The 23,503-nt window shown below is 68.0% G+C and carries 14 protein-coding genes and 1 pseudogene; 9 read left to right on the forward strand and 6 right to left on the reverse strand.

Annotated features, from left to right (window positions below; translation table 11 throughout):
* Nucleotides 1–21: 21 nt before the first annotated feature.
* The 4 genes and pseudogenes from G412_RS36195 to eccCa form a co-directional block, all read right to left on the reverse strand.
* Nucleotides 22–879: an immunity 49 family protein gene (locus G412_RS36195; protein ID WP_037650005.1), complete on the reverse strand. Its 858-nt coding sequence runs from the start codon at nt 877–879 to the stop codon at nt 22–24.
* Nucleotides 857–5,980 carry a toxin glutamine deamidase domain-containing protein gene (locus tag G412_RS36200; RefSeq protein WP_157839173.1) on the reverse strand — a complete coding sequence of 1,708 codons (5,124 nt, stop codon included), beginning with the start codon at nt 5,978–5,980 and terminating at the stop codon, nt 857–859. Before G412_RS36200 ends, G412_RS36195 begins: the two co-directional genes overlap by 23 nt.
* A gap of 337 nt (nt 5,981–6,317) precedes the next feature.
* On the reverse strand, nt 6,318–6,689 hold the full coding sequence (locus tag G412_RS0127195) for a hypothetical protein (RefSeq protein WP_037650023.1): 372 nt from the start codon (nt 6,687–6,689) through the stop codon (nt 6,318–6,320).
* 178 nt (nt 6,690–6,867) lie between these two features.
* Nucleotides 6,868–10,810 (reverse strand): annotated as a pseudogene (gene eccCa, locus G412_RS36205) (type VII secretion protein EccCa).
* Nucleotides 10,811–11,068: 258 nt separating this feature from the next.
* On the opposite strand from eccCa, the gene eccD reads away from it, so the two are divergent.
* The 6 genes from eccD (at nt 11,069) to G412_RS0127230 (ending at nt 18,117) form a co-directional block, all read left to right on the forward strand.
* A complete protein-coding gene (gene eccD / locus G412_RS0127205; RefSeq protein ID WP_028814830.1) occupies nt 11,069–12,526 on the forward strand; it encodes a type VII secretion integral membrane protein EccD in 1,458 nt (485 codons plus the stop codon).
* A 185-nt stretch (nt 12,527–12,711) separates the two neighbouring features.
* Complete coding sequence (rpsO, locus tag G412_RS0127210; RefSeq protein WP_018551846.1) at nt 12,712–13,002, forward strand: 30S ribosomal protein S15; 291 nt, start codon at nt 12,712–12,714, stop codon at nt 13,000–13,002.
* Nucleotides 13,003–13,287: 285 nt separating this feature from the next.
* Nucleotides 13,288–15,507 carry a polyribonucleotide nucleotidyltransferase gene (locus G412_RS0127215; protein ID WP_028814831.1) on the forward strand — a complete coding sequence of 740 codons (2,220 nt, stop codon included), beginning with the start codon at nt 13,288–13,290 and terminating at the stop codon, nt 15,505–15,507.
* Complete coding sequence (locus G412_RS0127220) at nt 15,504–16,883, forward strand: M16 family metallopeptidase (RefSeq protein ID WP_028814832.1); 1,380 nt, start codon at nt 15,504–15,506, stop codon at nt 16,881–16,883. The genes G412_RS0127215 and G412_RS0127220 overlap by 4 nt, the downstream gene beginning before the upstream one ends.
* A gap of 26 nt (nt 16,884–16,909) precedes the next feature.
* Complete coding sequence (gene dapB / locus G412_RS0127225; RefSeq protein WP_028814833.1) at nt 16,910–17,662, forward strand: 4-hydroxy-tetrahydrodipicolinate reductase; 753 nt, start codon at nt 16,910–16,912, stop codon at nt 17,660–17,662.
* 14 nt (nt 17,663–17,676) lie between these two features.
* Nucleotides 17,677–18,117 carry a tetratricopeptide repeat protein gene (locus G412_RS0127230; RefSeq protein ID WP_028814834.1) on the forward strand — a complete coding sequence of 147 codons (441 nt, stop codon included), beginning with the start codon at nt 17,677–17,679 and terminating at the stop codon, nt 18,115–18,117.
* A 62-nt stretch (nt 18,118–18,179) separates the two neighbouring features.
* On the opposite strand, the gene G412_RS0127235 is transcribed toward G412_RS0127230, so the two are convergent.
* A complete protein-coding gene (locus G412_RS0127235) occupies nt 18,180–18,737 on the reverse strand; it encodes a hypothetical protein (protein WP_028814835.1) in 558 nt (185 codons plus the stop codon).
* A gap of 115 nt (nt 18,738–18,852) precedes the next feature.
* Nucleotides 18,853–19,092 carry a hypothetical protein gene (locus tag G412_RS0127240; RefSeq protein ID WP_028814836.1) on the reverse strand — a complete coding sequence of 80 codons (240 nt, stop codon included), beginning with the start codon at nt 19,090–19,092 and terminating at the stop codon, nt 18,853–18,855.
* A gap of 191 nt (nt 19,093–19,283) precedes the next feature.
* Between G412_RS0127240 and thyX the strand changes: the two genes are divergently transcribed.
* The 3 genes from thyX (at nt 19,284) to G412_RS0127255 (ending at nt 22,928) form a co-directional block, all read left to right on the forward strand.
* The gene (gene thyX, locus G412_RS0127245) at nt 19,284–20,024 is read left to right on the forward strand and encodes an FAD-dependent thymidylate synthase (protein WP_028814837.1); all 741 of its coding nucleotides are present in this window, start codon (nt 19,284–19,286) and stop codon (nt 20,022–20,024) included.
* 205 nt (nt 20,025–20,229) lie between these two features.
* Complete coding sequence (gene dapA, locus G412_RS0127250) at nt 20,230–21,129, forward strand: 4-hydroxy-tetrahydrodipicolinate synthase (protein ID WP_028814838.1); 900 nt, start codon at nt 20,230–20,232, stop codon at nt 21,127–21,129.
* A 113-nt stretch (nt 21,130–21,242) separates the two neighbouring features.
* Nucleotides 21,243–22,928 carry a ribonuclease J gene (locus G412_RS0127255; protein ID WP_028814839.1) on the forward strand — a complete coding sequence of 562 codons (1,686 nt, stop codon included), beginning with the start codon at nt 21,243–21,245 and terminating at the stop codon, nt 22,926–22,928.
* Nucleotides 22,929–23,503: the final 575 nt, after the last annotated feature.

A 23,503-nucleotide genomic window follows, 5' to 3' on the forward strand; every position in this document is an offset into this window, starting at 1 on the left:
AGGAGGAGTACGGACGGAGGATTACGTGGGGAACTCGTTCACCCAGCCGCCGTCGAGGAGGTACTTGGGGAGGTACTCGGATTCGACGGTGATGGTGAAGCCCTTGTCACGGGCGAGGCATGAGACGGCGAGGGGGCCCAGGGCAGTGAGCCCTTCGGCGTCCAGGGCGCGATCCTCGTTGTGCGTCCAGTAGTCCTTGTGCCATTCGAGGGCTTTGGCGAGCTCGGTGTTGAACTTTTCCTCGTCACCGCGGGCCAACTGGGTCAGTAGGTTCATGGGGGGGTACATGATCTTGAGGACGCTGTCGCGCGGGGCGTGCTGCAACGAGTCGGGGTCGGTTCCCTCCACCGCGGCCACCAGCTTGTCGCCGAACTCCGGCTTGTTGAGCCAGTACGCCTGGAGTGCTTCCACCCAGTCGTAGATGTACGCGTCGAAGGTGGCGCCGGACTCCCGCAGCTGGGAGACCGGGAACTGGCACAGCTCGCTCATGCGCTTCTTCTCGCGGCAGACGGCGGCCAGCCAGAACGCGGTCAGCCAGTTTCCCGCGTGGGCCCGGGGCAGCGCGCCGGCCCGGATCGTGCGCACCTCGTGACCGATGCGGCATTCGACGGTGTCGGTGGTGGCGCGGGCCGAGGCGAACAGGGCGGAACCGACCTGCATGGCAGTGACGCAGGCCTCCCAGGTCTCTACCTTGTCCGCCTCGGTGTCCACCGAGCAGCGCAGGTTCAACAGCTGTACGGCCCCTGCCAGAGCATTCGAGAACCAGGACGGACTCTTCTTGAGAAAACCGACCTTCTGCCAGAATCCGCTGTTCGCGATTTCCAGCTGGAGCTCTAGGTGGCTGGTGGAGCGCGCGTTATGCCTCGGGATCCTGGTCATTGTTTCGTTCTCTGTCTTTCTCTGCTTGCGGCCTGGTGTCGAACTGCTTCATCTCGTAGCCGTCGTGGTTGCCCTGCTTGTCTGCCTTGCCCTTGACGAGTATGTAGGTGACCCGGCACGGGTCGTCCTCGAGAGCCGCGGCGAGAGCGTGTGCCAGCTTTGCCTCTTCCACGGCGGCCAGCTTCTCAGCCTCGCTCTTCTTGGGGTCGGCGAGGATCCTCTGCGACCGCTGCTCCATCTCGTGCAGGATCGTCTCGAAGTATTCGCGCGTACCCTGCCTGACCTTTGGCACACCAGGACGCGGGTCGTCCTGACTGTCCTGGCCGTCGCTCTGCCCGCCATCGGTCTGGTCCGGGACGGAACTGTGGGGCGACGAGTCCGGGGTGGAGCCTTCCTCCGACGGTATGCCGCGTCGTTGGCCGAGCTCGGCGTCCGTAGATCCCTTGGCCTCCACGACGACGAACTTGGGCGGATCACTGTCCGGGATCGTCCAGATCTGGTCGAACCGGTTGTTACCCGTGGCCCGGTCGTCGATGCGGGTGTACTCCCCGAAGTGCTCGGGCATCGCGTGGAACTCGGCCACCTGCTCGCCGTAGTCCTCACTGGCCCGCGTCATCTCTCCGTGCAGCGGGCTGTGTATCGCGTCCGCCTGATCAAACTTTTTCTTGTTCTCGGGCGTTTTGTTCTTTTCGTACGCGTCCTTGGCTGCCTTCCGATCCTTGTGCGGCTGCCAGTCCGCGTCGATTGCGTCCTGGCGGGCCTTTGCGGCCTTGTCGAGCCGCTTCTGGTTCTCCTCAGAGATCCCCTTCTTCCGCTCTCCCGTCCTCGCTCCCTCGTCGATGTACGTTTCCTCAGGGGCGTCCGGCGCATCGTTGGCCAGCATCCACGGGTTTTCGGGATCGTTTGTCGGATGCAGCTGAGAAACGGGGCGTCCGTCCTCGGCCGGGTTCGTCCTGCTCCTGCGGTACCCGCTATTCGGGTGGTAGTACTTCTCGAACCAGGTTCGGTCCGCCGACTCCTCCCCTCTGTCACGCGCGCGCATCCCCGCATTGGCGCGCGCGAGCATGTCCAGATCACGCTGCCGACCGCTTGGCTGACCGTTGCCGTCAGGGGTGCTGCCTGCGGGCTCCGCAGGACCGGAGGGACGCTCAGGACTCGTCGGCCGGGAGGCCTGCGCCGGGTTTTCGGGCGCGATGTCGCCGTACAGCGGCTTCTTCCCGTTGACGGAGTCCTTGACGTAGTTGGCCGCATCGGCGTTCTTGCCGTTCGGAAGGCTCTCGCGCGTGGGGACCGCGGAGTCCTTGTTCATGTCGCTCGGACGGTCGTTGTGGCTGTCGGACCGGTCAGGGGCAGGGTCGTTCGGCCGGGGTTGGTCCGGCAGCTCGGACCGGTCCCTGTCCGGGGTCTCCGACCGCGGATGCTCCAGGGGATCGGGACGCGTCTGGTCCGGCCGCGGCGGGGTGTCCCGATGCGGGTCCGACGTACGCGGGTCCGAAGCGCGGTGATCGGACGTACGCGGATCCGCAGTGCGAGGATCGGTGGTGCGCGGGTCCGTGGTCTGCTGATGCGGAATGGACGTACGCGGGTCCGAGTGTGTGGTGGTCTGCTGAGGCGTGTCCCGGTTGGTGGTGGGGTCGCTCGGGGAGTCCGTCGCGGTTCGGGGCGGTGTCGAGATGTTGTCCGGCGTGCCGGTGTCGGCGTTGTCGGGTGTGGTGTGGGTGGGCCGCTGCTGCTGGTCCCTGGTGTCGGGTGTCTCGGACGGGGACGGGCGGTTCTGTTCGGTGGCCGGCTCTGGGGTCTCCGACTGTCGCGGTTGCGTCGAGTTGCCGTCGTCCGGGGATGTCTGGCGGCCGTCAGGGGTGCTGGGGGCCTGCGGTGTCTGGCCGTCCTCGTTTTCGGCCTTGCTGTTCGCCGGGTCCGGGTCCGGGTCCGGTGTCGTGGAATCCGCTGTGGTGGGCGATTCGGTGCTCGGTTCGTTGTCGCTGGTCTGCTGCTTCGGGGTGTCGCCCGAGGCGTCGTTCTGCGTGTTGTTGTCTGGCTGCCCGTTGCTGTCGGAGTTCTCCGCGTTCTCGGAGTTGTCCGCCTGAGACTCGTCGTTCTGATTCTGGGAGTCGCCGGTGCCCGTCTCCGCGGGGTGCAGCGGGTTCCCGTCCGGGTCCATCGGAATGTGCCAGACGTGCTCGGCATTGGGGATGTGCAGCGGGTCGTGGCTGACCTGGCCGCTCTGGGTGTCGATCCAGACGACTTGGCCGTTGTGGTTGACGGCATTGAAGGCGTGGCCGCCTCCGCCGGGCCAGTCGACCTGGACGATGGCGTGCGCGCCGTGCCCCGCCTGCAGGAGGTCGTCCGCGATGCGCTGGGCGGTGTCCGGGTCGCTGCCTTCACCGGCGTACGAGTGCGGGGCACCCGACCAGCGGATCTGGTTCTCGTTCGCGCTGCTCTCCGGCGACCAGGGGTCCAGGTTCCCGTTCTCGTCGGTGTCGAGGGTACGAGGGGCCGAGACCTGCGGGTTACCGCGCCAGGTTTCGAGGAATGAGCGGGAGCAGTCGGCACAGTTGTTGCTGCGCCCCGGTACCTCGTTGCCGCCGTCGTTCTGGAGCTGGCTCCAGGGGCCGAACGGATCAGGAAACCGCTGAGGAGTGCCGTCAGGATTCCGCGGCACGGCATTCGCCAGCAGCTGCTGGTCCTGAGGGTCGGGCTCTGTGAGCCCTCCCGGCTCGTGATCCAGGTCGTTGCGGATGTCCTCGAGACTGTCCGTCTGCGGTTCTGGCTTGTCTGGCGCGCCAGGGTTTGCCTGTGGCGAGCCGGGTGCCTGCGGGCCGGACGGGCTGGGGTTCGACGCCTGGGACGCGGTGTTCGGGCCGGGGATCACGGTGTGGATCGGCACCGCAATCACCGGAGGCTGTGGTTGCTGCGGCTGTTGGTTCGGGGTGTTCGACGGCTTGGCGGGGTTGGTGCTGCTGGGCTGCTGCGGCGTGTTGGGCGTGTGGGGCGAACTGCCCGACGGCTGGTGAGGTCGCGTGGGGGAGTTGGCCGCACCCGGTTGTGGCGCGTGCGGTGTGTTGCCGGCCGGAGTCGGCGCCGTGTCGGGTGTACGCGCGGGGGAGCCGGAGCCGGGTGTGTTGGCTGTGTTCGGCGTTGCCGTTGGGGGCGAGTGTCTGGTTGGGGTCGGCTGTCGCGGGTCCTGGCTCGGGGTCGTCGAGCTTGGGCTCTGGTGCGTGTTGGGGCTGCGGCCGTCCGAAGCGCTCGGCGTAGTGGGTGCCTGGCCCTGGGGCCGACCGCCGGTCGAGCCGGGCGTGTTCTGGTTCGGGGGGCGGCTGTCACTCGTGCCTGGCGTGTTCTGGTTCGGCCCCGGATTGCGGGTGCCCGCCCCGCCCGGCGTGTTCTGGTTGGGGCTGGATGTGTGTCCAGGGGGCGTCGCCCCGGGGGTACGGCCGTCCGTCGACGGTGTCGGCGTGCTGCGCGGGGGCGTGGAAGGTGTCGGGTTCGGGGTGGAGACCGGGCTCGGCCCCGTGGGGTTGGGGATGCCTGGGGTGGTGGAGGGGGTCCGGGGCGGGGCGGCTGTCGGGTTGGGGCTGGTGGGGCTCGTGCCGGACGGGGAGCCGCCTGAGGTGGTGTTCGTGCCGGTACGTGCACCTGCGGCGCCGTCCGCTGTGGCGGGCGGCGCGGGCGAGGTCGGCATGGAGGAGTTGCCGTCCGGGCGGGGGCCGGCCGTGGGCGAGGGGTCGGTCGTGGTGGGGGTGGGGGCGGCGTTGGACTGGGTCGGGATGTTGGCGGCGAGGCTGTCGATCGACGTACTGATCGAGCCGCCGCTAGTCGTGGAGGAGGGTGTGCTGCTGGACGCCGGCGTGGGGGCCGACTGGGGGGTGGGCGCGGTGAGTCCACCGGTGGAGGAGGAGCCGCCGCGGGTGTCGCCGGTGCCGGGCGTGCTGCTGCTGTTGTTGCTGCTGGTGTCCGGCGTGGGGGAAGGTGGCGTATTGCTGGGTGCGGGGTCGTCGAAGTCCGACAGCGTCGGCCTGGAGGGCGAGTTCAAGGAGGAAGGATTCTGCCCGGCGTCCGGGGTGCTGCCTGCTGTGTCGGTGCTGGGAAGGCTTCCGAGGTCGGGGGCGCTGAAGGGCGCGGGGCCGTCGCCGTCGGCGGATATGCCACCGCCGATGTTCGTGTTGCCCGTGTTGGCGTTCGAACGTGAGGTCGTCGACGAATCCGAGGAGTCGGACGAGTTCGAGCCGGATGCGTTCGAGTTCGAGGAGTTGGATCCGTCGGAGGAGCTGGTGTTCCCCGAATCGCCGTCGCCGCCGTCACCGCTGTTGTCCCCCGCCGTGGGGTTGGAGCGGTTGTTGTAGGCGTCCATGCTGTTGTTGTAGCCGCTGTCAATGCCGTCGCGGACGCTGCTGCCGGCCTTCTTGCCGAGACCGTCGCGCAGTCCTTCCGCGAACGTCTGCGGGGTCTGCTTGATGGCCTCCCAGCCGCCCTTCGCCCCCGCCCCGACAGTCTTGCTGAGGTCGAAGCCTTCCTGGGTGCCGAAGCCGACGTTCACGGACTGCGTGACCAGGTCGGTGACCATCGCCTGGACCGCCGAGACCGCCGGTTCTTTCATCGCCTCGATGATCGCCTGCATCAGCGCGTCTTTGAGTGCGTCGATGATGCGTCGTACGGCGACGCGGGTGACCTGAGTGGCGGCCATCCCGGCGGCGGCGGACAGGCCGAAGGTGACGACGGACGCGGCCGCGGCAGCGGCGATCTGGATGGCCAGCGCGAGCAGTTGGACGATGACCGCGTACTTCGCGAACGTCACCACATAGGCGGCGGCTTCGAAGGTGTTCGCCAAGATGTACGCGGCTTCGGCGGCGTTGGCGAGGTAGCCGTCCGAAGCGCCGTCGGAGAACTTCTTGTAGTGCGTGGTGAACTTGTCGATGGACTCGCCCGCGTTGTGTGCGATCACGGTCCGCGCGCTGGTGTCCGCCCGTAGGCGCAGCTTCTGCGCGTCGTCACCGAACTTGCGCCACAGCTTGGCGGACTCCCTGAGCAGGTCCTCGTTGGCTGTCGGCCAGTTGTAGCCGAGCATCTTCAGGAGCCACTCGAGCTCATCCGGCAACATCATCGCCACAGCGCGCCACACCCCCGACAGGCAACCGCCGCACAACGTCCCCCAACGGCAGGGGAATCACACGAAGTACAGCCGTGCCCCGAGCTTACTAACCATCACCGGCGTTGCCGCAGACTGCTCCTGTCACAACCCTGCTGCGAGACGGACCCGCATCGCGAGCAGGCTGTGCAGCGTCTGAGCCTCTCAGGCGGCCGGCTGGTGCTGTCGTCGGTAGAGGGCGATGGCCTTGTGCGAGAGCCTGCTCGGAGGTCATGGGTCCTTGCCCGACTCGCGTCTGCCTTGTGTGGGAAGTTCGGCCACGGTCAGACCCGGTCGTCGGCCACAAGGCGCGTCAGACCGACTTGAGGTTGTCCACCTTCGAGCCGACATCGGCATCCTGCTGGGCCCGGAGAGCCGCGTACTTCGCGTCCTCTCCCAGCTCATGCTTCTCGTGCCGCACGCCCATCGCGGTGAACTTCATGCCCATGCCCGCGATCCGCTTCGCCAGGCTCGGCATCGAGTCCTTCATGCCGTCGCGCAGACCTTCGTAGACAACGCCGAAGTACTCGCCCATCTCGTCGTCGCCCCACGGCGGCGTCTTGCCCGAACCCTTCTCGATGGCGTTCAGGCCTTCGAACAGCGCCCTCGCGGCGATGGCGAAGTCCTGGCCCACCTCGAACATGTGGAAGCCCTCGCCCTTGAGGACCGACGCATCGGCCCTCATCGTGTCGTCCCCCACCGCAACTTCCCCCTGTAGTACGACCGTCTGTCGCGCCGTCAGCCTAATGCCGCAGCCGCACCGCTTCCAAGGGACATGCGTGCGGGAAAGCGTGCGGGAAAGCCTGAGGGGCGGGCACCCTCATGGGCGCCCGCCCCTCACACGTGTCCACCAGCAGCAGAGATCAGAACCGCGACGGCAGCCAGCCCACCTGGACCATCTGCCCGCTGCGCCGTCGCGTGTGGAAGTACCCACGCCCCGGCGGCAGCTGCGACGGTGAGATGTTGCCCAGCAGCGCACCCTCCGACCGGTCGCCGGACATCACCAGACCCTGCGCCCCGAGCTCCCGCAGACGCTGCATCACCGGCTCGTACAGCGACCGGCTCGCGCCGCCCGCCGAGCGCGCGATGATGATGTGCAGGCACGTCACGGGCGTACGGCAGGTACTCCACCAGCGGCGACAGCGGGTTCATGCCGGTCGCCACCAGGTCGTAGTCGTCGATGATGACGTACGCGTCCGGGCTGTTGTACCAGCTTCGGTTGCGAAGCTGCTCCGGCGTGACGTCCGGCCCCGGCATCCGGCGGCTGAGCGACCCGGCGAGGCCCTCCAGCGTCTCCGTCAGCGCCGGCGCCGAAGCGCAGTAGCGCGACAGGTGCGACTCCGGTACGGCCTCCAGGTGCGCACGCCGGTAGTCACCCATGACGATCTTCGCCTGGTCGGGCGTGTAGCGCTCGGTGATCTGCTTGATGAGCAGCCGCAGCACCGCCGACTTACCCGACTCGCTCTCACCGAACACGATGAAGTGCGGGTCCGTCTCGAAGTCGATGAACACCGGCGCGAGCGCCGACTCGTCGATACCGAAGGCGACACCGCGCTCCGGGTGCTCGAAGCCCTTGGGCAGCCGGTCCGCCTCCAGGAGCCTCGGCAGCAGCCGCACGGCGGGAGCCGGATTGCCCTGCCAGTTCTCGTTGATGCCCCGGATGAGTACGGCCGTGGCCTCCGCCAGGTCCTCCGTCTCCGAGGACCCGTCGACCCGCGGCAGCGCCGTCATGAAGTGCAGCTTGTCCGGGCTCAGACCACGGCCCGGTACGGACGCCGGTACGTTCTGCGCCACCTTGCGGTCGATCTCCGACTCCGTCGGGTCACCCAGCCGCAGCTCGATGCGGTTCTGCAGCATGTCCTTGAGCGCGGGCCGCACCTCCGTGTAGCGGCTCGCCGTCAGGATCACGTGCACACCGAAGCCGAGACCGCGCATCGCGATGTCCGTGATGCTCGCCTCGAGCATCTCGTAGTCCGTCTTGAACGTCGCCCAGCCGTCGATGACGAGGAAGACGTCACCCCACGGCTGGTCGGGGAGCTGTCCCGCCGCCCGGCGCTGCCGGTACGTCTGGATCGAGTCGACGTTGTTCGCGCGGAAGTACTCCTCGCGCGCGTTGAGGATGCCCTCGACCTCGCTGACCGTACGGCGTACCTTCTCGCCGTCGAGCCGGTTCGCGACCCCGCCGACGTGTGCCAGGTCCTCCATCGCGATCAGACCGCCACCACCGAAGTCCAGGCAGTAGAACTGCACTTCGCTCGGCGTGTGCGTGAAGGCGAACGACGAGATGAGCGTACGCAGCAGAGTCGACTTGCCGGACTGCGGACCACCCACGAACAGACCGTGGCCCGCCCCACCCGCGAAGTCCCGGTACAGCACGTCACGCCGCTGCTCGAACGGCTTGTCCACCAGACCGACCGGCACGTTGAGCCGGCCGAGCGCGGTGTACTCCGGCGCGGTCAGCCCGCGCTCCGCCGTGACGGCCAGCGCCGGCAGCAGCTGCTCCAGCGAAGGCGCCTCCTCCAGCGGCGGCAGCCACACCTGGTGGGCCGGCGGCCCCTGGTTCTCCATCTTGGCGACGATGACGTCCAGGACGGTGTCGGCAAGCGCGTCGTCCACCCGGTTGTCGGCCTCGGGCTCCTCGATCACGGGCTGCGGCGGCAGCGCCACGTGCTGCGCCGTGAACAGCGCGGGCCGAAGCTGAGTGGAACGGTGCACGCGGGAGGGGCCCTCACCGTGGTAGGCGCCCGACACGTACGCCGCCTTGAAGCGGACCATGGTGTCGGTGTCGTACCGCAGATAGCCGGACCCGGGAATCGACGGCAGGTGGTACGCGTCCGGGACACCGATCGCCGTGCGCGACTCGGCGGCGGAGAACGTACGCAGACCGATCCGGTACGACAGATACGTGTCCAGACCCCGCAGCTTGCCCTCTTCGAGGCGCTGCGAGGCGAGCAACAGGTGCACACCCAGCGAACGGCCGATGCGGCCGATCTGGATGAACATGTCGATGAAGTCCGGCTTGGCCGTGAGCAGTTCGGAGAACTCGTCGAGCACGATCACCAGCGAGGCCATCGGCTCCAGCGCGGCCCCCGCGGCCCGCGCCTTCTCGTAGTCATGCAGGTTGGAGTAGTTGCCCGCCGTACGCAGCAGCTCCTGGCGGCGCTGCATCTCACCGGTGATCGAGTCACGCATACGGTCGACGAGCGTGAGGTCGTCGGCCAGGTTGGTGATGACGGCCGCGGTGTGCGGCATGTCCGCCATACCGGCGAAGGTCGCGCCGCCCTTGAAGTCCGCGAGGATGAAGTTCAGCGTCTCCGAGGAGTGCGTCACCGCGAGGCCGAGTACGAGCGTACGCAGCAGCTCCGACTTTCCGGAACCGGTCGCGCCGACACACAGACCGTGCGGGCCCATGCCCTCCTGCGACGCCTCCTTGAGGTCGAGCATGACCGGCTCGCCGCTCTCGCCGATACCGATCGGCACCCGCAGCCGCTCGTGCAGCGTGCGCGGACGCCAGGTGCGCGAGACGTCGACGGAACCCGCGTCACCGATACCCATGAGGTCGGTGAAGTCCAGGTTCGACAGGAGGGGCTCACCCTCCTCGGCGGTGCCCACCCGGAAGGCGGCGAGCTGCCTCGCCAGCGAGTCGGCCTGCTCCGGGCTCAGCACGTCGGGCTTGCCGCTGTACGCCGACTCGTGGCCCACGTAGAGCTGCATGCGGTTCGGCTTCAGATACGCCGTCAGATTCCCCCGCAGCTCGTCCTCCAGCTCGCCGGGGGCGATCTCCAGGAAGGTGACGCCCTGAAGACCTTCCGTGCCGGCGAGTCCCGAGTCCGGCGGTACGGTGCCGCCGTCGAGCACCACGATCAGGTGCGGCTGGTCATAGACGGGGTTCGCGTCCCGGTTCCAGCGCGGCCGGTCGGCAAGCTGGTCCTCCAGCGCCTCCTCCAGCTCACCGAGGTCGTCGAAGAGGAGCCGGGCCGAGCCCGCTCCGTCCTTGGCCTTCGGATGCTGGCTGTGCGGCAGCCACTTGATCCAGTCCCAGTCCACGGCGGCGGAGGGGTGCGCGACCACGGCGACCATGAGGTCCTCGGGCGAGTGCAGCGTCGTGAGCTGGGCGATCGCCGCGCGGGCGTTGCCGTAGACGGTGTCGCTGTCCCCGGCCAGTACCACGTGGTAGAAGGCGCGCAGCGAAACCGACACGGGCAGATCGGCGAGACTTCCGTGGGCGTCGAGGAACGCCTTCATGGCCGCCGCCGTCAGCGGCTCCAGCTCCTCCTTGGGCGCCGTCTCCGGCGCCGCCAGCGGAGTTGCCAGCTGCTGGCTGCCGAGCCCCATGCGTACGGACGCGAAGTCGGCGTCGGTCGGGCGCCGTTCCCACAGCCGCTTGCCGTCCGCGGCCAGCGCCCACAGCTGGTCCGGGTCCGGGTGCTGGAAAAGCTGCGTACGCCGCTGCAGTTCAGCGGTCTTGTGCACGTCCTTGCGGACCTGCTCCAGGTAGCGGAAGTAGTCACGCCGGTCCTGCGCCATCCCCGCGCCGCCGCCCTGCCGGGACTTGGCGAACTGGGCGATGCCCATGGCGAGGGTCGAGGCCAGCATCAGCCCGCCGACCACCCGCATATAGGGAGGCAGGTTCGGCATGAAGAAGAAGCCGACGGAACCCAGCATGCCCATCATCGGCAGCAGGTTCATCAGCACACCGTCGTCGCCCTCCCGCGGAATCTCGGGCGGCGTCTCCAGCTTCACCTCGCCGTCCGGGACAGCAGGCGGCTGGACCCGCGGCTGCCGTTTGATGATGACGACGCTCACCGATGCACTCATCCTTCGCGATTGCTGTGTCTTCTTCCGGGTGCAAACCCCGGGCCCCCGGCCCAAAGAGCAGGCACGCGTAGCCGTTGATCCTACTGTTACGCCAGAGCGCGCAGGGAGGCAGGAGCGTGGAGATGCGGGGGAGTGCGAGGAGGAATGAGGGAGGCGGGACCTGTGACCCCCGGAGCGGACGATAAGGTGGCGCTCCGCGTCGTACGAGCGGCGTAAAGAAGCTTGTCTAGCAGGGGGAACTACCAGGTGAGCACGGGCACATCGACGGGTTTCTGCCGAGTCACCGTCGCAGCGCCGGACAGTCGTATTGATGTGGCGCTGCCGGAGGACCTGCCGATCCAGGACATCTACCCGGAGATCATCAGGCTCTCCGGCATGGTCCAGTCCGACGGCAGCCTCGCCGGCTACCACCTTGTACGCCGCGACGGCCATGTGCTCGACGCGAGCCGGTCGTTGCTGGAACACCGGATCAGGGACGGCGAGGTGCTGCTGCTGCGCACGTTCGCCGACTCGCTGCCGCCGGCCGTCCACGACGACGTGGTCGACGCGGTCGCCACCGCCGTCAAGCAGGACCTGCGCGGCTGGAACGACAACCTGATGCGCGTCGCGGGTCTCGTCTCCGGCGTACTGCTGCTGGCGATGCTCGGCTTCGTGTTCTGGTTCGCGGACCCGCTGCGGCACGACATGCACGGCCTCCAGGGCATCGTCGCCGGCGTGGTCGCGCTGACGCTGACGGCCCTCGCGGGTGTACGCGGCCGGGTGTACGACGACCGAGCCTCCGCCGTCGCCCTGGGCATCGCCGCACTGCCGCACGCGCTCATCGCGGGCTCCGGTGTCATCCCGCAGGATGCCGGTGAAGGACCGGGGAGGTTGCAGTTCCTGGTCGGCTGCGTCGCCGTACTGCTCTTCTCCGTCGTACTGATCATGCTGCTGCCGCAGGGGGACGCCCCGTTCGTCGCCGCCGCGCTGGCCGCCGCGATCGGCACCCTCGCCGCGTTCGGCGGAGTACTCACCGAGGCACAGCCCCGCGAGATCGCCGCCGTCACCTCGGTCGTCGCCCTGGCCGTCGTCGGCTTCCTGCCCGGCTGGTCGGCCCGCTTCGCCAAGCTGCCGATCGGCTTCCGCAACCCGGAGGACCTGGCCAGGGCCCGCCGCGAGGGCCAGGAGGGCAACCTCGAAGCCGTCGACGTACAGCGCATCGTCGCCCAGACCAGCCGCGGCCACGAGCTGCTGCTCGGCCTCGTCGGCGGCTGCGCCGTCGTCATCCTCGGCGCGGGCGGCGCGGTGCTCGGCTTCAGTGACAGCGGCTGGGCCCAGCTCATGGCCCTGGTCACCGGCCTCGCCGCGATGCTCCGGGCACGCCTGTTCCGCTACACCGCGCAGGTCACGTGCCTGCTGGTGGCCGGCGTCCTCACGATGGGCCTGCTGATCCTCGGCCTCGCGATCTCGCCGCCGCTCGGGATCATCGCGGACCTCGCCCAGGGCAACTCCGCGGGCATCGACGTACGGACCCTGTGGCTCGGCGCCTCCGTCGCGGCCGGCGCGATGCTCCTGATCGCGATCGCCCTGATCGTTCCGCAGAAGGGCCTCTCTCCCTTCTGGGGCCGCATGCTGGACCTGGCCGACTCGCTGGTGCTGCTCTCCCTCATCCCGATCTGCCTGGCGGTCCTCGACGTGTACGCCAAGGTCCGCGGCGGCTTCTGACCCGTGCGGCCCGCCGTCAGGGGCACTCGCTTCTGCTGGTAAGCTGCATGACGGCCGCTTGTGTATGCGCCCCCGGACCTCCGGAGGCTGCGCCCAGCGGATCCCCGCCTCCCGAGTAACGGAAGCTCCCCAGAGAATTCGACCTGGGGCACTCGCTGGCAATACGAAGACCAAGAGGAGTACGCGTGCCGCTCGACGCCGCTACGAAGAAGCAGATCATGACCGAGTTCGCTCAGAAGGAAGGCGACACCGGCTCCCCCGAGGTCCAGGTCGCCATGCTTTCGCGCCGGATCTCGGACCTGACCGAGCACCTGAAGACGCACAAGCACGACCACCACTCCCGTCGTGGTCTGCTGATCCTGGTCGGCCAGCGTCGCCGCCTGCTGCAGTACCTGGCCAAGAAGGACATCCAGCGCTTCCGTGCCCTGGTCGACCGCCTCGGCATCCGCCGTGGCGCGGCCGGCGGCGCCAAGTAAGACGGACGTCGTGAAGGGAGCGGTACCCCACTTCTAGGGGACCGCTCCCTTTGCTGTACGTGCGAGACGTACCGGACGCTCAGTAGTCTGGTCGTACAACGCAACACAGAAGCACCAGCGAGAAGCGGCTTCCCCGCCGCCGGTCCTCGGTAGTGGCCCCCGGAGCACATCGACACCGGGGTCTTCGATCGAAGACCGGCCCGCAGCTGAAGCGCTTCTCCGCCACTGTCCCCCCGCCACACGGGCGACGGGGACGAAAGACGAAAAGTATCGGAGATAACGCTAGTGGAGAACGAGACCCACTACGCCGAGGCCGTCATTGACAACGGTTCCTTCGGCACCCGCACCATCCGCTTCGAGACGGGCCGCCTGGCCAAGCAGGCCGCCGGCTCCGCCGTGGCGTACCTGGACGACGACACCATGGTGATGTCGGCCACCACCGCTTCCAAGAAGCCCAAGGACCAGCTCGACTTCTTCCCCCTGACGGTGGACGTCGAGGAGCGGATGTACGCAGCCGGAAAGATCCCCGGCTCCTTCTTCCGTCGTGAGGGCCGGCCCTCCGAGGACGCGATCCTCACCTGCCGCCTGATCGACCGCCCGCTGCGCCCCTCCTTCAGGAAGGGCCTGCGCAACGAGATCCAGATCGTCGAGACGATCATGGCGCTCAACCCCGACCACCTGTACGACGTGGTCGCGATCAACGCCGCCTCCTGCTCCACGATCCTGGCGGGCCTGCCCTTCTCCGGCCCGATCGGCGCCACCCGTGTCGCCCTGATCAAGGGCCAGTGGGTCGCGTTCCCGACGCACACCGAGCTCGAGGACGCCGTCTTCGACATGGTCGTCGCCGGTCGCGTCCTGGAGGACGGCGACGTCGCGATCATGATGGTCGAGGCCGAGGCCACCGAGAAGACGGTCCAGCTCGTCGCGGACGGCGCCGACGCCCCGACCGAGGAGATCGTCGCCGCCGGTCTCGAGGCCGCGAAGCCGTTCATCAAGGTCCTCTGCAAGGCCCAGTCGGACCTCGCCGCCAAGGCTGCCAAGCCCACCGGCGAGTTCCCGGTCTTCCTCGAGTACCAGGACGACGTGCTGGAGGCGCTGACCGCCGCCGTCAAGTCCGAGCTCACGCAGGCGCTCACCATCGCCGGCAAGCAGGACCGCGAGAACGAGCTCGACCGCATCAAGGAGATCGCCGCCGAGAAGCTGCTCCCGCAGTTCGAGGGCCGCGAGAAGGAGATCTCCGGTGCGTACCGCGCGCTGACCAAGCACCTGGTCCGCGAGCGCGTCATCAAGGACAAGGTCCGCATCGACGGCCGTGGCGTCACGGACATCCGTACGCTCGCCGCCGAGGTCGAGGCCATCCCGCGCGTGCACGGCTCGGCGCTGTTCGAGCGTGGCGAGACCCAGATCCTGGGCGTCACCACCCTCAACATGCTCCGGATGGAGCAGCAGCTGGACACCCTTTCCCCGGTGACCCGCAAGCGCTACATGCACAACTACAACTTCCCGCCGTACTCCGTCGGTGAGACCGGCCGCGTGGGCTCGCCCAAGCGCCGCGAGATCGGCCACGGCGCGCTCGCTGAGCGCGCCATCGTGCCGGTGCTGCCGACGCGCGAGGAGTTCCCGTACGCGATCCGCCAGGTGTCCGAGGCTCTCGGCTCCAACGGCTCGACGTCCATGGGCTCGGTCTGCGCCTCCACCATGTCGCTGCTGAACGCCGGTGTGCCGCTCAAGGCCCCCGTCGCCGGTATCGCCATGGGCCTGATCTCGCAGGAGATCGACGGCAAGACGCACTACGTCGCCCTCACCGACATCCTCGGCGCCGAGGACGCGTTCGGTGACATGGACTTCAAGGTCGCCGGTACGAAGGAATTCGTCACCGCCCTCCAGCTCGACACCAAGCTGGACGGCATCCCGGCCTCCGTCCTGGCCGCGGCCCTCAAGCAGGCCCGCGACGCCCGCCTTCACATCCTCGACGTGATGATGGAAGCGATCGACACGCCGGACGAGATGTCCCCCAACGCCCCGCGGATCATCACCGTCAAGATCCCCGTGGACAAGATCGGTGAGGTCATCGGCCCCAAGGGCAAGATGATCAACCAGATCCAGGAGGACACCGGCGCGGATATCACGATCGAGGACGACGGCACCATCTACATCGGTGCCCAGGTCGGCTCGCAGGCCGAGGCGGCCCGCGCGACGATCAACGCGATCGCGAACCCGACCATGCCGGAGGTCGGCGAGCGCTACCTGGGTACGGTCGTCAAGACCACCACCTTCGGTGCCTTCGTCTCCCTGATGCCCGGCAAGGACGGTCTGCTCCACATCTCGCAGATCCGCAAGCTCGCCGGCGGCAAGCGCGTGGAGAACGTCGAGGACGTCCTCGGTGTGGGCCAGAAGGTCCAGGTCGAGATCGCCGAGATCGACTCCCGCGGCAAGCTCTCCCTCGTCCCCGTGATCGAGGGCGAAGAGGGCTCCGAGGCCGAGAAGGACGACGCCGACAAGTGACGTCCCGTAGTTCCGTGACGACGGCCCGCACCTCTTCGGAGGGGCGGGCCGTCGCCCGTACCCAAACACTGCTCAAGGGCCAGAACGGCATCGGCACCGTCCGCAGGACCACCCTCCCCGGTGGCCTGCGCGTCGTCACCGAGACCCTGCCCTCCGTACGCTCCGCCACCTTCGGCATCTGGGCGCATGTCGGCTCCCGCGACGAGACGCCCTCGCTGAACGGCGCGACGCACTACCTGGAGCATCTCCTCTTCAAGGGCACCGAGAAGCGCAGTGCCCTCGACATCTCGTCCGCGATCGACGCGGTCGGCGGCGAGATGAACGCCTTCACGGCGAAGGAGTACACCTGCTACTACGCACGTGTACTGGACACCAACCTCCCCCTCGCCATCGACATCGTCTGCGACATGCTGACGGGGTCCCTGATCAGGGCCGAGGACGTCGACGCCGAGCGCGGCGTCATCCTCGAAGAGATCGCGATGACCGAGGACGACCCGGGCGACGTCGTCCACGACCTGTTCGCCAAGACGATGTTCGGCGACACCCCGCTGGGCCGCCCGGTCCTCGGCACCGTCGACACCGTCGAGGCGCTCTCCGCCGACCGCATCCGCCGCTTCTACAAGAAGCACTACGACCCGACGCACCTCGTCGTCGCGGCCGCGGGCAACATCGATCACGCCACCGTCGTACGCCAGGTCCGCAAGGCCTTCGAGCGGGCCGGCGCCCTGTCCCGCACGGACGCGGTCCCGCTCGACCCGCGCGACGGCTCCCGCGTCATCCGTACGGCGGGCCGCGTCGAGCACCTGAACCGCAAGACGGAGCAGGCACACGTCGTCCTCGGCATGCCGGGCCTGTCCCGCACCGACGACCGCCGCTGGGCGATGGGCGTACTGAACACGGCTCTCGGCGGCGGCATGTCGTCCCGCCTCTTCCAGGAGGTACGGGAGAAGCGCGGCCTGGCCTACAGCGTGTACTCGTACACCTCCAGCTTCGCCGACTGCGGCCTCTTCGGGGTGTACGCCGGCTGCCGGCCGGGACAGGTCCACGACGTACTCAAGATCTGCCGCGACGAGCTGGAGAAGGTCGCCGCGGACGGTCTGCCCGACGAGGAGATCGACCGCGCCGTCGGCCAGCTCTCCGGCTCCACCGTCCTCGGCCTGGAGGACACCGGCGCGCTCATGAACCGCATCGGCAAGAGCGAGCTGGCGTGGGGCGACCACATCTCCGTCGACGACATGCTCGCCCGGATGGCGGCAGTGACGCCCGACGACGTACGGGAGGTGGCCGCCGAAGTCCTGGGCCACCGTCCCTCGCTGTCGGTCATCGGCCCGCTGAAGGACAAGCAGGCCGACCGCCTGCACGAAACAGTCGCCTAGAGACGTCAGACAGAAAGAAGCAAGCAATGAGCAAGCTGCGCGTGGCCGTTCTCGGTGCCAAGGGCCGTATCGGCTCCGAGGCCGTACGGGCCGTCGAGGCCGCCGGCGACATGGAACTGGTGGCGGCGCTGAGCCGGGGCGACAAGCTCGAAGCCCTCGTCGAAGCCGACGCCCAGGTCGTCGTCGAGCTGACCACCCCCGCATCGGTGATGGGCAACCTCGACTTCTGCGTACGCCACGGCATCCACGCCGTCGTCGGCACCACCGGCTGGACCGACGAACGCCTCGCGCAGCTCCGCTCCTGGCTCGCCACCTTCCCGGAGACGGGCGTGCTCATCGCGCCCAACTTCTCCATCGGCGCCGTCCTCACCATGAAGTTCGCCCAGCAGGCGGCCCCGTACTTCGAGTCCGTCGAGGTCGTCGAGCTGCACCACCCGAACAAGGCCGACGCCCCCTCGGGCACCGCGACCCGCACCGCCCAGCTCATCGCGGCGGCACGCGCCGAGGCCGGCAGCGCCCCCCAGCCGGACGCCACGACCACCGCGCTGGACGGCGCCCGCGGCGCGGACGTGGACGGCGTACCCGTACACGCCATTCGCCTGCGCGGCCTCCTCGCCCACCAGGAAGTACTCCTCGGCAGCGAGGGCGAGACGCTGACGATCCGTCACGACTCCCTGCACCACAGCAGCTTCATGCCGGGCATCCTGCTCGGCGCGCGCCGCGTGGTGACCACTCCCGGCCTCACCTTCGGCCTGGAAAACTTCCTCGACCTGAACTGACGGCAGCAACACCCATGCGCGCAAAAATTACCTACTTCGCCCTCGCCGCCGTCCTGGTCGTCTACTTCTTCCTGGCCGGCAGCCGCGGGTACTTCCTCATCCGGGAAGGCACCGCCCTCACCGTCACCTTCGGCGTCGCGGTGCTGGTCCTCCCGGCCATCGGCATCTGGTTCCTCTGGCAGACCACACAGTTCGCCCGCAAGGCGGACGCACTGTCCGCGAAGCTGGAGGCCGAGGGCGGCCTGCCCGTCGACGAGCTGGCACGTACGCCCAGTGGCCGCATCGACCGCGACTCCGCCGACGAAGTCTTCGCCCGGCGCCGCGCCGAGACCGAGGACGCCCCGGACGACTGGCGCTCCTGGTTCCGGCTGGCGATCGCCTATTACGACGCGCGGGACACCCCGCGCGCCCGCAAGGCGATGCAGCGGGCGATCGCGCTGCACGAGGGCAGGTAGGCCCACGCGAAAGGGGGCGTCCGACCGGATCGGACGCCCCCTTTCGCATGCGCTACCGCCGCTCAGACCGGCCGGTATTCGTCGCCCCAGGCCTCCACCGTGTCGGCCGCCCGGTCGAAGGCCTCCACCCGCGACAGGAAATCGGCGTTGTGATCGGTTAGCAGCTGCAGCCGCTCACCGTTCTGCCATACCAGTACGAGCGCCTGCCCCTGCACCGTGCGCGGCAGCCCGAGCCATCGCACCGGCTGCTGGACCGTACGTACGGTCGTCGCCCGGTCCCACGCCACCGTGGTCGTCGAGAAGAACCGCACGCGCCGCAGCCCGTGCCGGCTGACCCAGGCACCGACGCGCAGCAGTCGCAGGGCGCAGGCGATCACGACCAGGGAGAGGCCCAGACAGACCCCCGCACCCGGCACCGCGCCCGTAAAGGCGATAACCATCGCCGCCAGCAGAACGAACGACGCCAGGAGCAGCAGCAGGGCTGCCGCTCCTACGCGCCAGGGCCCAGGGCGATAGGGCCTGCGCCATTGATCGTGGTCGTCGAAGGGCAGCGCGACATCGTCGGAAGTCTCACCGGACGCTTCGAAAGCACGGTCGGCCGTCAGGAAGGGCAGGGGCACGACTGATCCTCACTCACCAGCACGCTCGATTGGGCTGTGCCCGGTGAGGCTACCGAGGAGGTCTTCGCCGGGCCACTCCAGGGGGCCCGGACGAGTCAGCGCCCCTCAACGGCGCTCAGCGCCCGTCAGCGGCCTCGGACTTCTGTGCCGCGCCCGGAGCCTGCGCCGGGTCGAGGGCGGGAACCCCGAAGAGCAGCGATCCGACCAGTCCGGCGACGACGGTGAGACCGATGAGCGTACGTCCGACGACCTGGGACGCACTCGGACGTTCGGGGGGCGGAGGGGTGACGTTACTGCGGAATCGGTCGGCCTCGGCAACGAATGCGAAGGGGACGGACTCTCGCCGGCGCAACATGGGGCGCTCACTCCTTTTGATTTTTGATCTGGTACCTGGGCTTCTACAGGGACAGACGTACAAAGCTGTCGCTTGGTGCCCGATTTCCCGGAATCGGCCGAACAATGTCCCCCGAGTGCTGCCGGGCCGTCACCGCTGGCCCCGGCCCGTAGAGTGTGGGGCGCCCAGAGATGTACATGGAAGGACCATCGGTGACCCCCACCCCCAATGAGACAGCCAAGCCCCACTTCCGGAGTGACGTCACAGTGGAGCTGGTGAAGCACACCGCCAGTGACTCTGACGTCTTGTGGGCGGCCCGGGTGTCGACCGCTGGCGAGCAGTCCTTGGAAGAACTCAACAAGGACCCCGAGCGCTCAAAAGGGCTCATCAACTACTTGATGCGGGATCGTCACGGCAGCCCCTTCGAACACAACTCGATGACCTTCTTCATCAGCGCCCCGATCTTCGTCTTCCGCGAGTTCATGCGCCACCGCGTCGGATGGTCGTACAACGAGGAATCGGGCCGTTACAGGGAGCTGGAGCCCGTTTTCTACCTGCCAGGAGGAGAGCGCAAGCTCGTCCAGCAGGGCCGTCCCGGCAAGTACGAGTTCGTGGCGGGTACGCCGAAGCAGCATCAGACGGTGACCGAAGCCATGGAGGCCGCCTATCGTCGGTCGTACGAGGCATACCAAGACATGCTCGCCGCCGGGGTCGCCCGCGAGGTCGCCCGCGCGGTCCTCCCCGTAGGCCTGTACTCCTCGATGTACGCCACCTGCAACGCCCGCTCGCTCATGCACTTCCTCGGCCTGCGCACCCAGCACGAGCTGGCGAAGGTGCCCTCCTTCCCGCAGCGCGAGATCGAGATGGTGGGAGAGCAGATGGAGGCCCACTGGGCCAAGCTCATGCCCCTCACCTACGCGGCCTTCAACAACAACGGACGCGTCGCGCCGTAAGCCCTGGACACCGGCCGGAGTACAGATGTACGGACCTACAGTCCGAAGTGTCCGTATTGCCGCAGTTCGAGAATTTCATCTAGGCTGATCAAACGGACCCGGCACTGCTTGAACCCCCGAGCAGGCAGTGTCGGGTTCCACTTCCCGTACGTCCGACCTCCCCCGAGGGGACACGACGCGTTGAGCAGCGAGTAGCGTGTTACCCATGGCTCCGATCTCCACTTCGCAGACCCCCTTCGGGCGGGTCCTCACCGCCATGGTCACGCCGTTCACGGCGGACGGCGCACTCGACCTCGACGGCGCCCAGCGTCTCGCCGCCCACCTGGTGGACGCCGGCAACGACGGGCTGATCGTCAACGGCACCACCGGCGAGTCGCCGACCACCAGCGACGCGGAGAAAAACGACCTCGTACGGGCTGTACTGGAAGCCGTCGGAGACCGGGCCCATGTCGTCGCCGGAGTCGGCACCAACGACACCCGCCACAGCGTCGAGCTGGCCCGCGCCGCCGAGCAGACCGGCGCACACGGCCTCCTCGCCGTGACGCCGTACTACAACAAGCCCCCGCAAGAGGGCCTGCTCCGCCACTTCACGGCCATCGCCGACGCCACCGGGCTCCCCGTGATGCTCTACGACATTCCGGGCCGCAGCGGTGTGCCGATCAACACCGAGACACTCGTCCGGCTGGCCGAGCACCCGCGGATCGTCGCCAACAAGGACGCCAAGGGCGACCTCGGCCGCGCCAGCTGGGCCATCGCCCAGAGCGGCCTCGCCTGGTACTCCGGCGACGACATGCTGAACCTGCCCCTCCTCTCCGTCGGCGCCGTCGGCTTCGTCTCGGTCGTCGGCCACGTCGTCACCCCCGAGCTGCGCGCGCTCCTGGAAGCCCACCTCGCCGGCGACGTACGCAAGGCGACGGAGATCCACCAGCGGCTGCTCCCGGTCTACACCGGCATGTTCCGCACCCAGGGCGTCATCACCACCAAGGCCGCCCTTGCCCTCCAGGGCCTGCCCGGAGGCCCGCTGCGCCTCCCCATGGTGGAGCTGACGCCGGACGAAGAGGCACAGCTCAAGCGGGATCTCGCGGCCGGTGGAGTAGAGCTCTAACCACAGACTTCACAACTGAATACGCAGGAATCCCACACACAACAGCAAGTGCACGAATGTCATGCGCGCCACGTGCCTCAGCGGTACGTGGCGTGTGTGGTGAGGAGAGTCTTTTGAGCCATCCGCATCCTGAACTCGGTACCCCGCCCAAGCTCCCGAAGGGCGGCCTGCGCATCACCCCGCTCGGCGGTCTCGGCGAGATCGGCCGCAACATGACGGTCTTCGAGTACGGCGGCCGCCTGCTCATCGTCGACTGCGGAGTGCTCTTCCCCGAGGAGGAGCAGCCCGGCATCGACCTGATCCTGCCGGACTTCACGTCCATCAAGGACCGCCTCGACGACATCGAAGGCATCGTGCTCACGCACGGCCACGAGGACCACATCGGCGGCGTCCCCTTCCTGCTCCGTCTGAAGCAGGACATCCCGCTGATCGGCTCCAAGCTGACCCTCGCCCTGATCGAGGCGAAGCTCCAGGAGCACCGCATCCGCCCGTACACGCTCGAGGTCACGGAGGGCCACCGCGAGCGCGTCGGCCCGTTCGACTGCGAGTTCGTGGCGGTCAACCACTCCATCCCGGACGCGCTGGCCGTCGCCATCCGCACCCCGGCGGGCATGGTGGTCCACACCGGCGACTTCAAGATGGACCAGCTCCCGCTGGACCGCCGCCTCACCGACCTCCCGAAGTTCGCGAAGCTCGGCGAGGAGGGAATCGACCTCCTCCTCTCCGACTCGACGAACGCCGAGGTCCCGGGCTTCGTCCCGCCCGAGCGCGACATCTCGAATGTCCTGCGTACGGTCTTCGCGAACGCCCAGAAGCGCATCATCGTGGCCAGCTTCGCCAGCCACGTACACCGCATTCAGCAGATCCTCGACGCGGCCCACGAGTACGGCAGACGCGTCGCCTTCGTCGGCCGCTCCATGGTCAGGAACATGGGCATCGCCCGCGACCTGGGCTACCTCAAGGTCCCGGCCGGCCTGGTGGTCGACGTAAAGACCCTCGACGACCTCCCCGACCACCAGGTCGTCCTCGTCTGCACCGGCTCGCAGGGCGAGCCGATGGCCGCCCTGTCCCGGATGGCCAACCGCGACCACCAGATCCGCATCGTCCAGGGCGACACGGTGATCCTGGCGTCCTCCCTGATCCCGGGCAACGAGAACGCGGTCTACCGCGTGATCAACGGCCTGACCCGCTGGGGCGCCAACGTCATCCACAAGGGCAACGCCAAGGTCCACGTCTCGGGCCACGCCTCGGCCGGCGAGCTCCTGTACTTTTACAACATCTGCAAGCCGAAGAACCTGATGCCGGTCCACGGCGAATGGCGCCACCTGCGCGCCAACGCCGAGCTGGGAGCCCTCACGGGCGTCCCCAAGGACCACATCGTCATCGCCGAGGACGGCGTGGTGGTCGACCTGATCGACGGCCGCGCGAAGATCGTCGGCAAGGTCCAGGCGGGCTATGTGTACGTCGACGGCCTCTCGGTCGGCGATGTCACCGAGACCCACCTCAAGGACCGCCGGATCCTCGGCGAGGAGGGTTTCATCTCGGTCTTCGTCGTGGTCGACACCGCGACCGGCAAGATCGTGGGCGGCCCGAACATCCACGCCCGCGGCTCCGGCATCGACGACTCGGCCTTCGCGGCCGTCGTCCCGCGGATGGAAGAGGCCATCGCCAAGTCGGCCCAGGACGGCGTCCTGGAGACGCACCAGATCCAGCAGCTGATCCGCCGCACAGTGGGCAAGTGGGTCTCCGACACCTACCGCCGGCGTCCGATGATCCTGCCGGTCGTCGTCGAGGTCTGACGCCGCCGTAGCACGTCAACTGGGAGCGGGGCACCTCGATTTGCATCGGGGCGCCCCGCTCCAGTACGTTTACGGCTCCTCCTGAACGGGAAGCCCGGCGCACTGGTGCGCCTGGGACCACCCGAACGGGGCGGGAATTCCGACTCAGAACTTCTGATAAAGTCGGAATCGCCGGAAAGGGAAACGCGAAAGCGAAGAACTGGAAAGCGCCGAGGAAGTCGGACACGGAAGAGTCTGATAGAGTCGGAAACACGAAATACCGAACGAAAGCCCGGAGGAAAGCCCCAGACGATGTTCTGTGGGTGAGTACAAAGGAAGCGTCCGTTCCTTGAGAACTCAACAGCGTGCCAAAAGTCAACGCCAGATATGTTGATACCCCGGCCCACCTCTGGTGGGTTGGTGGTTCCTTTGAAAAGTCCTGGGTCGTCACGTGTGACGGCCTGGGCGAACACAGCGAGGACGCTGAGAACAGCGGACCATATTCCGGTCCGATCTGTTCCGCTCTTTCGTGGTGCTAGCTCGATTACGAGCCAACATTCATGGAGAGTTTGATCCTGGCTCAGGACGAACGCTGG

The sequence above is a fragment of the Streptomyces flavidovirens DSM 40150 genome (genome assembly GCF_000429085.1).
In the GTDB taxonomy this organism is placed as follows: domain Bacteria; phylum Actinomycetota; class Actinomycetes; order Streptomycetales; family Streptomycetaceae; genus Streptomyces; species Streptomyces flavidovirens.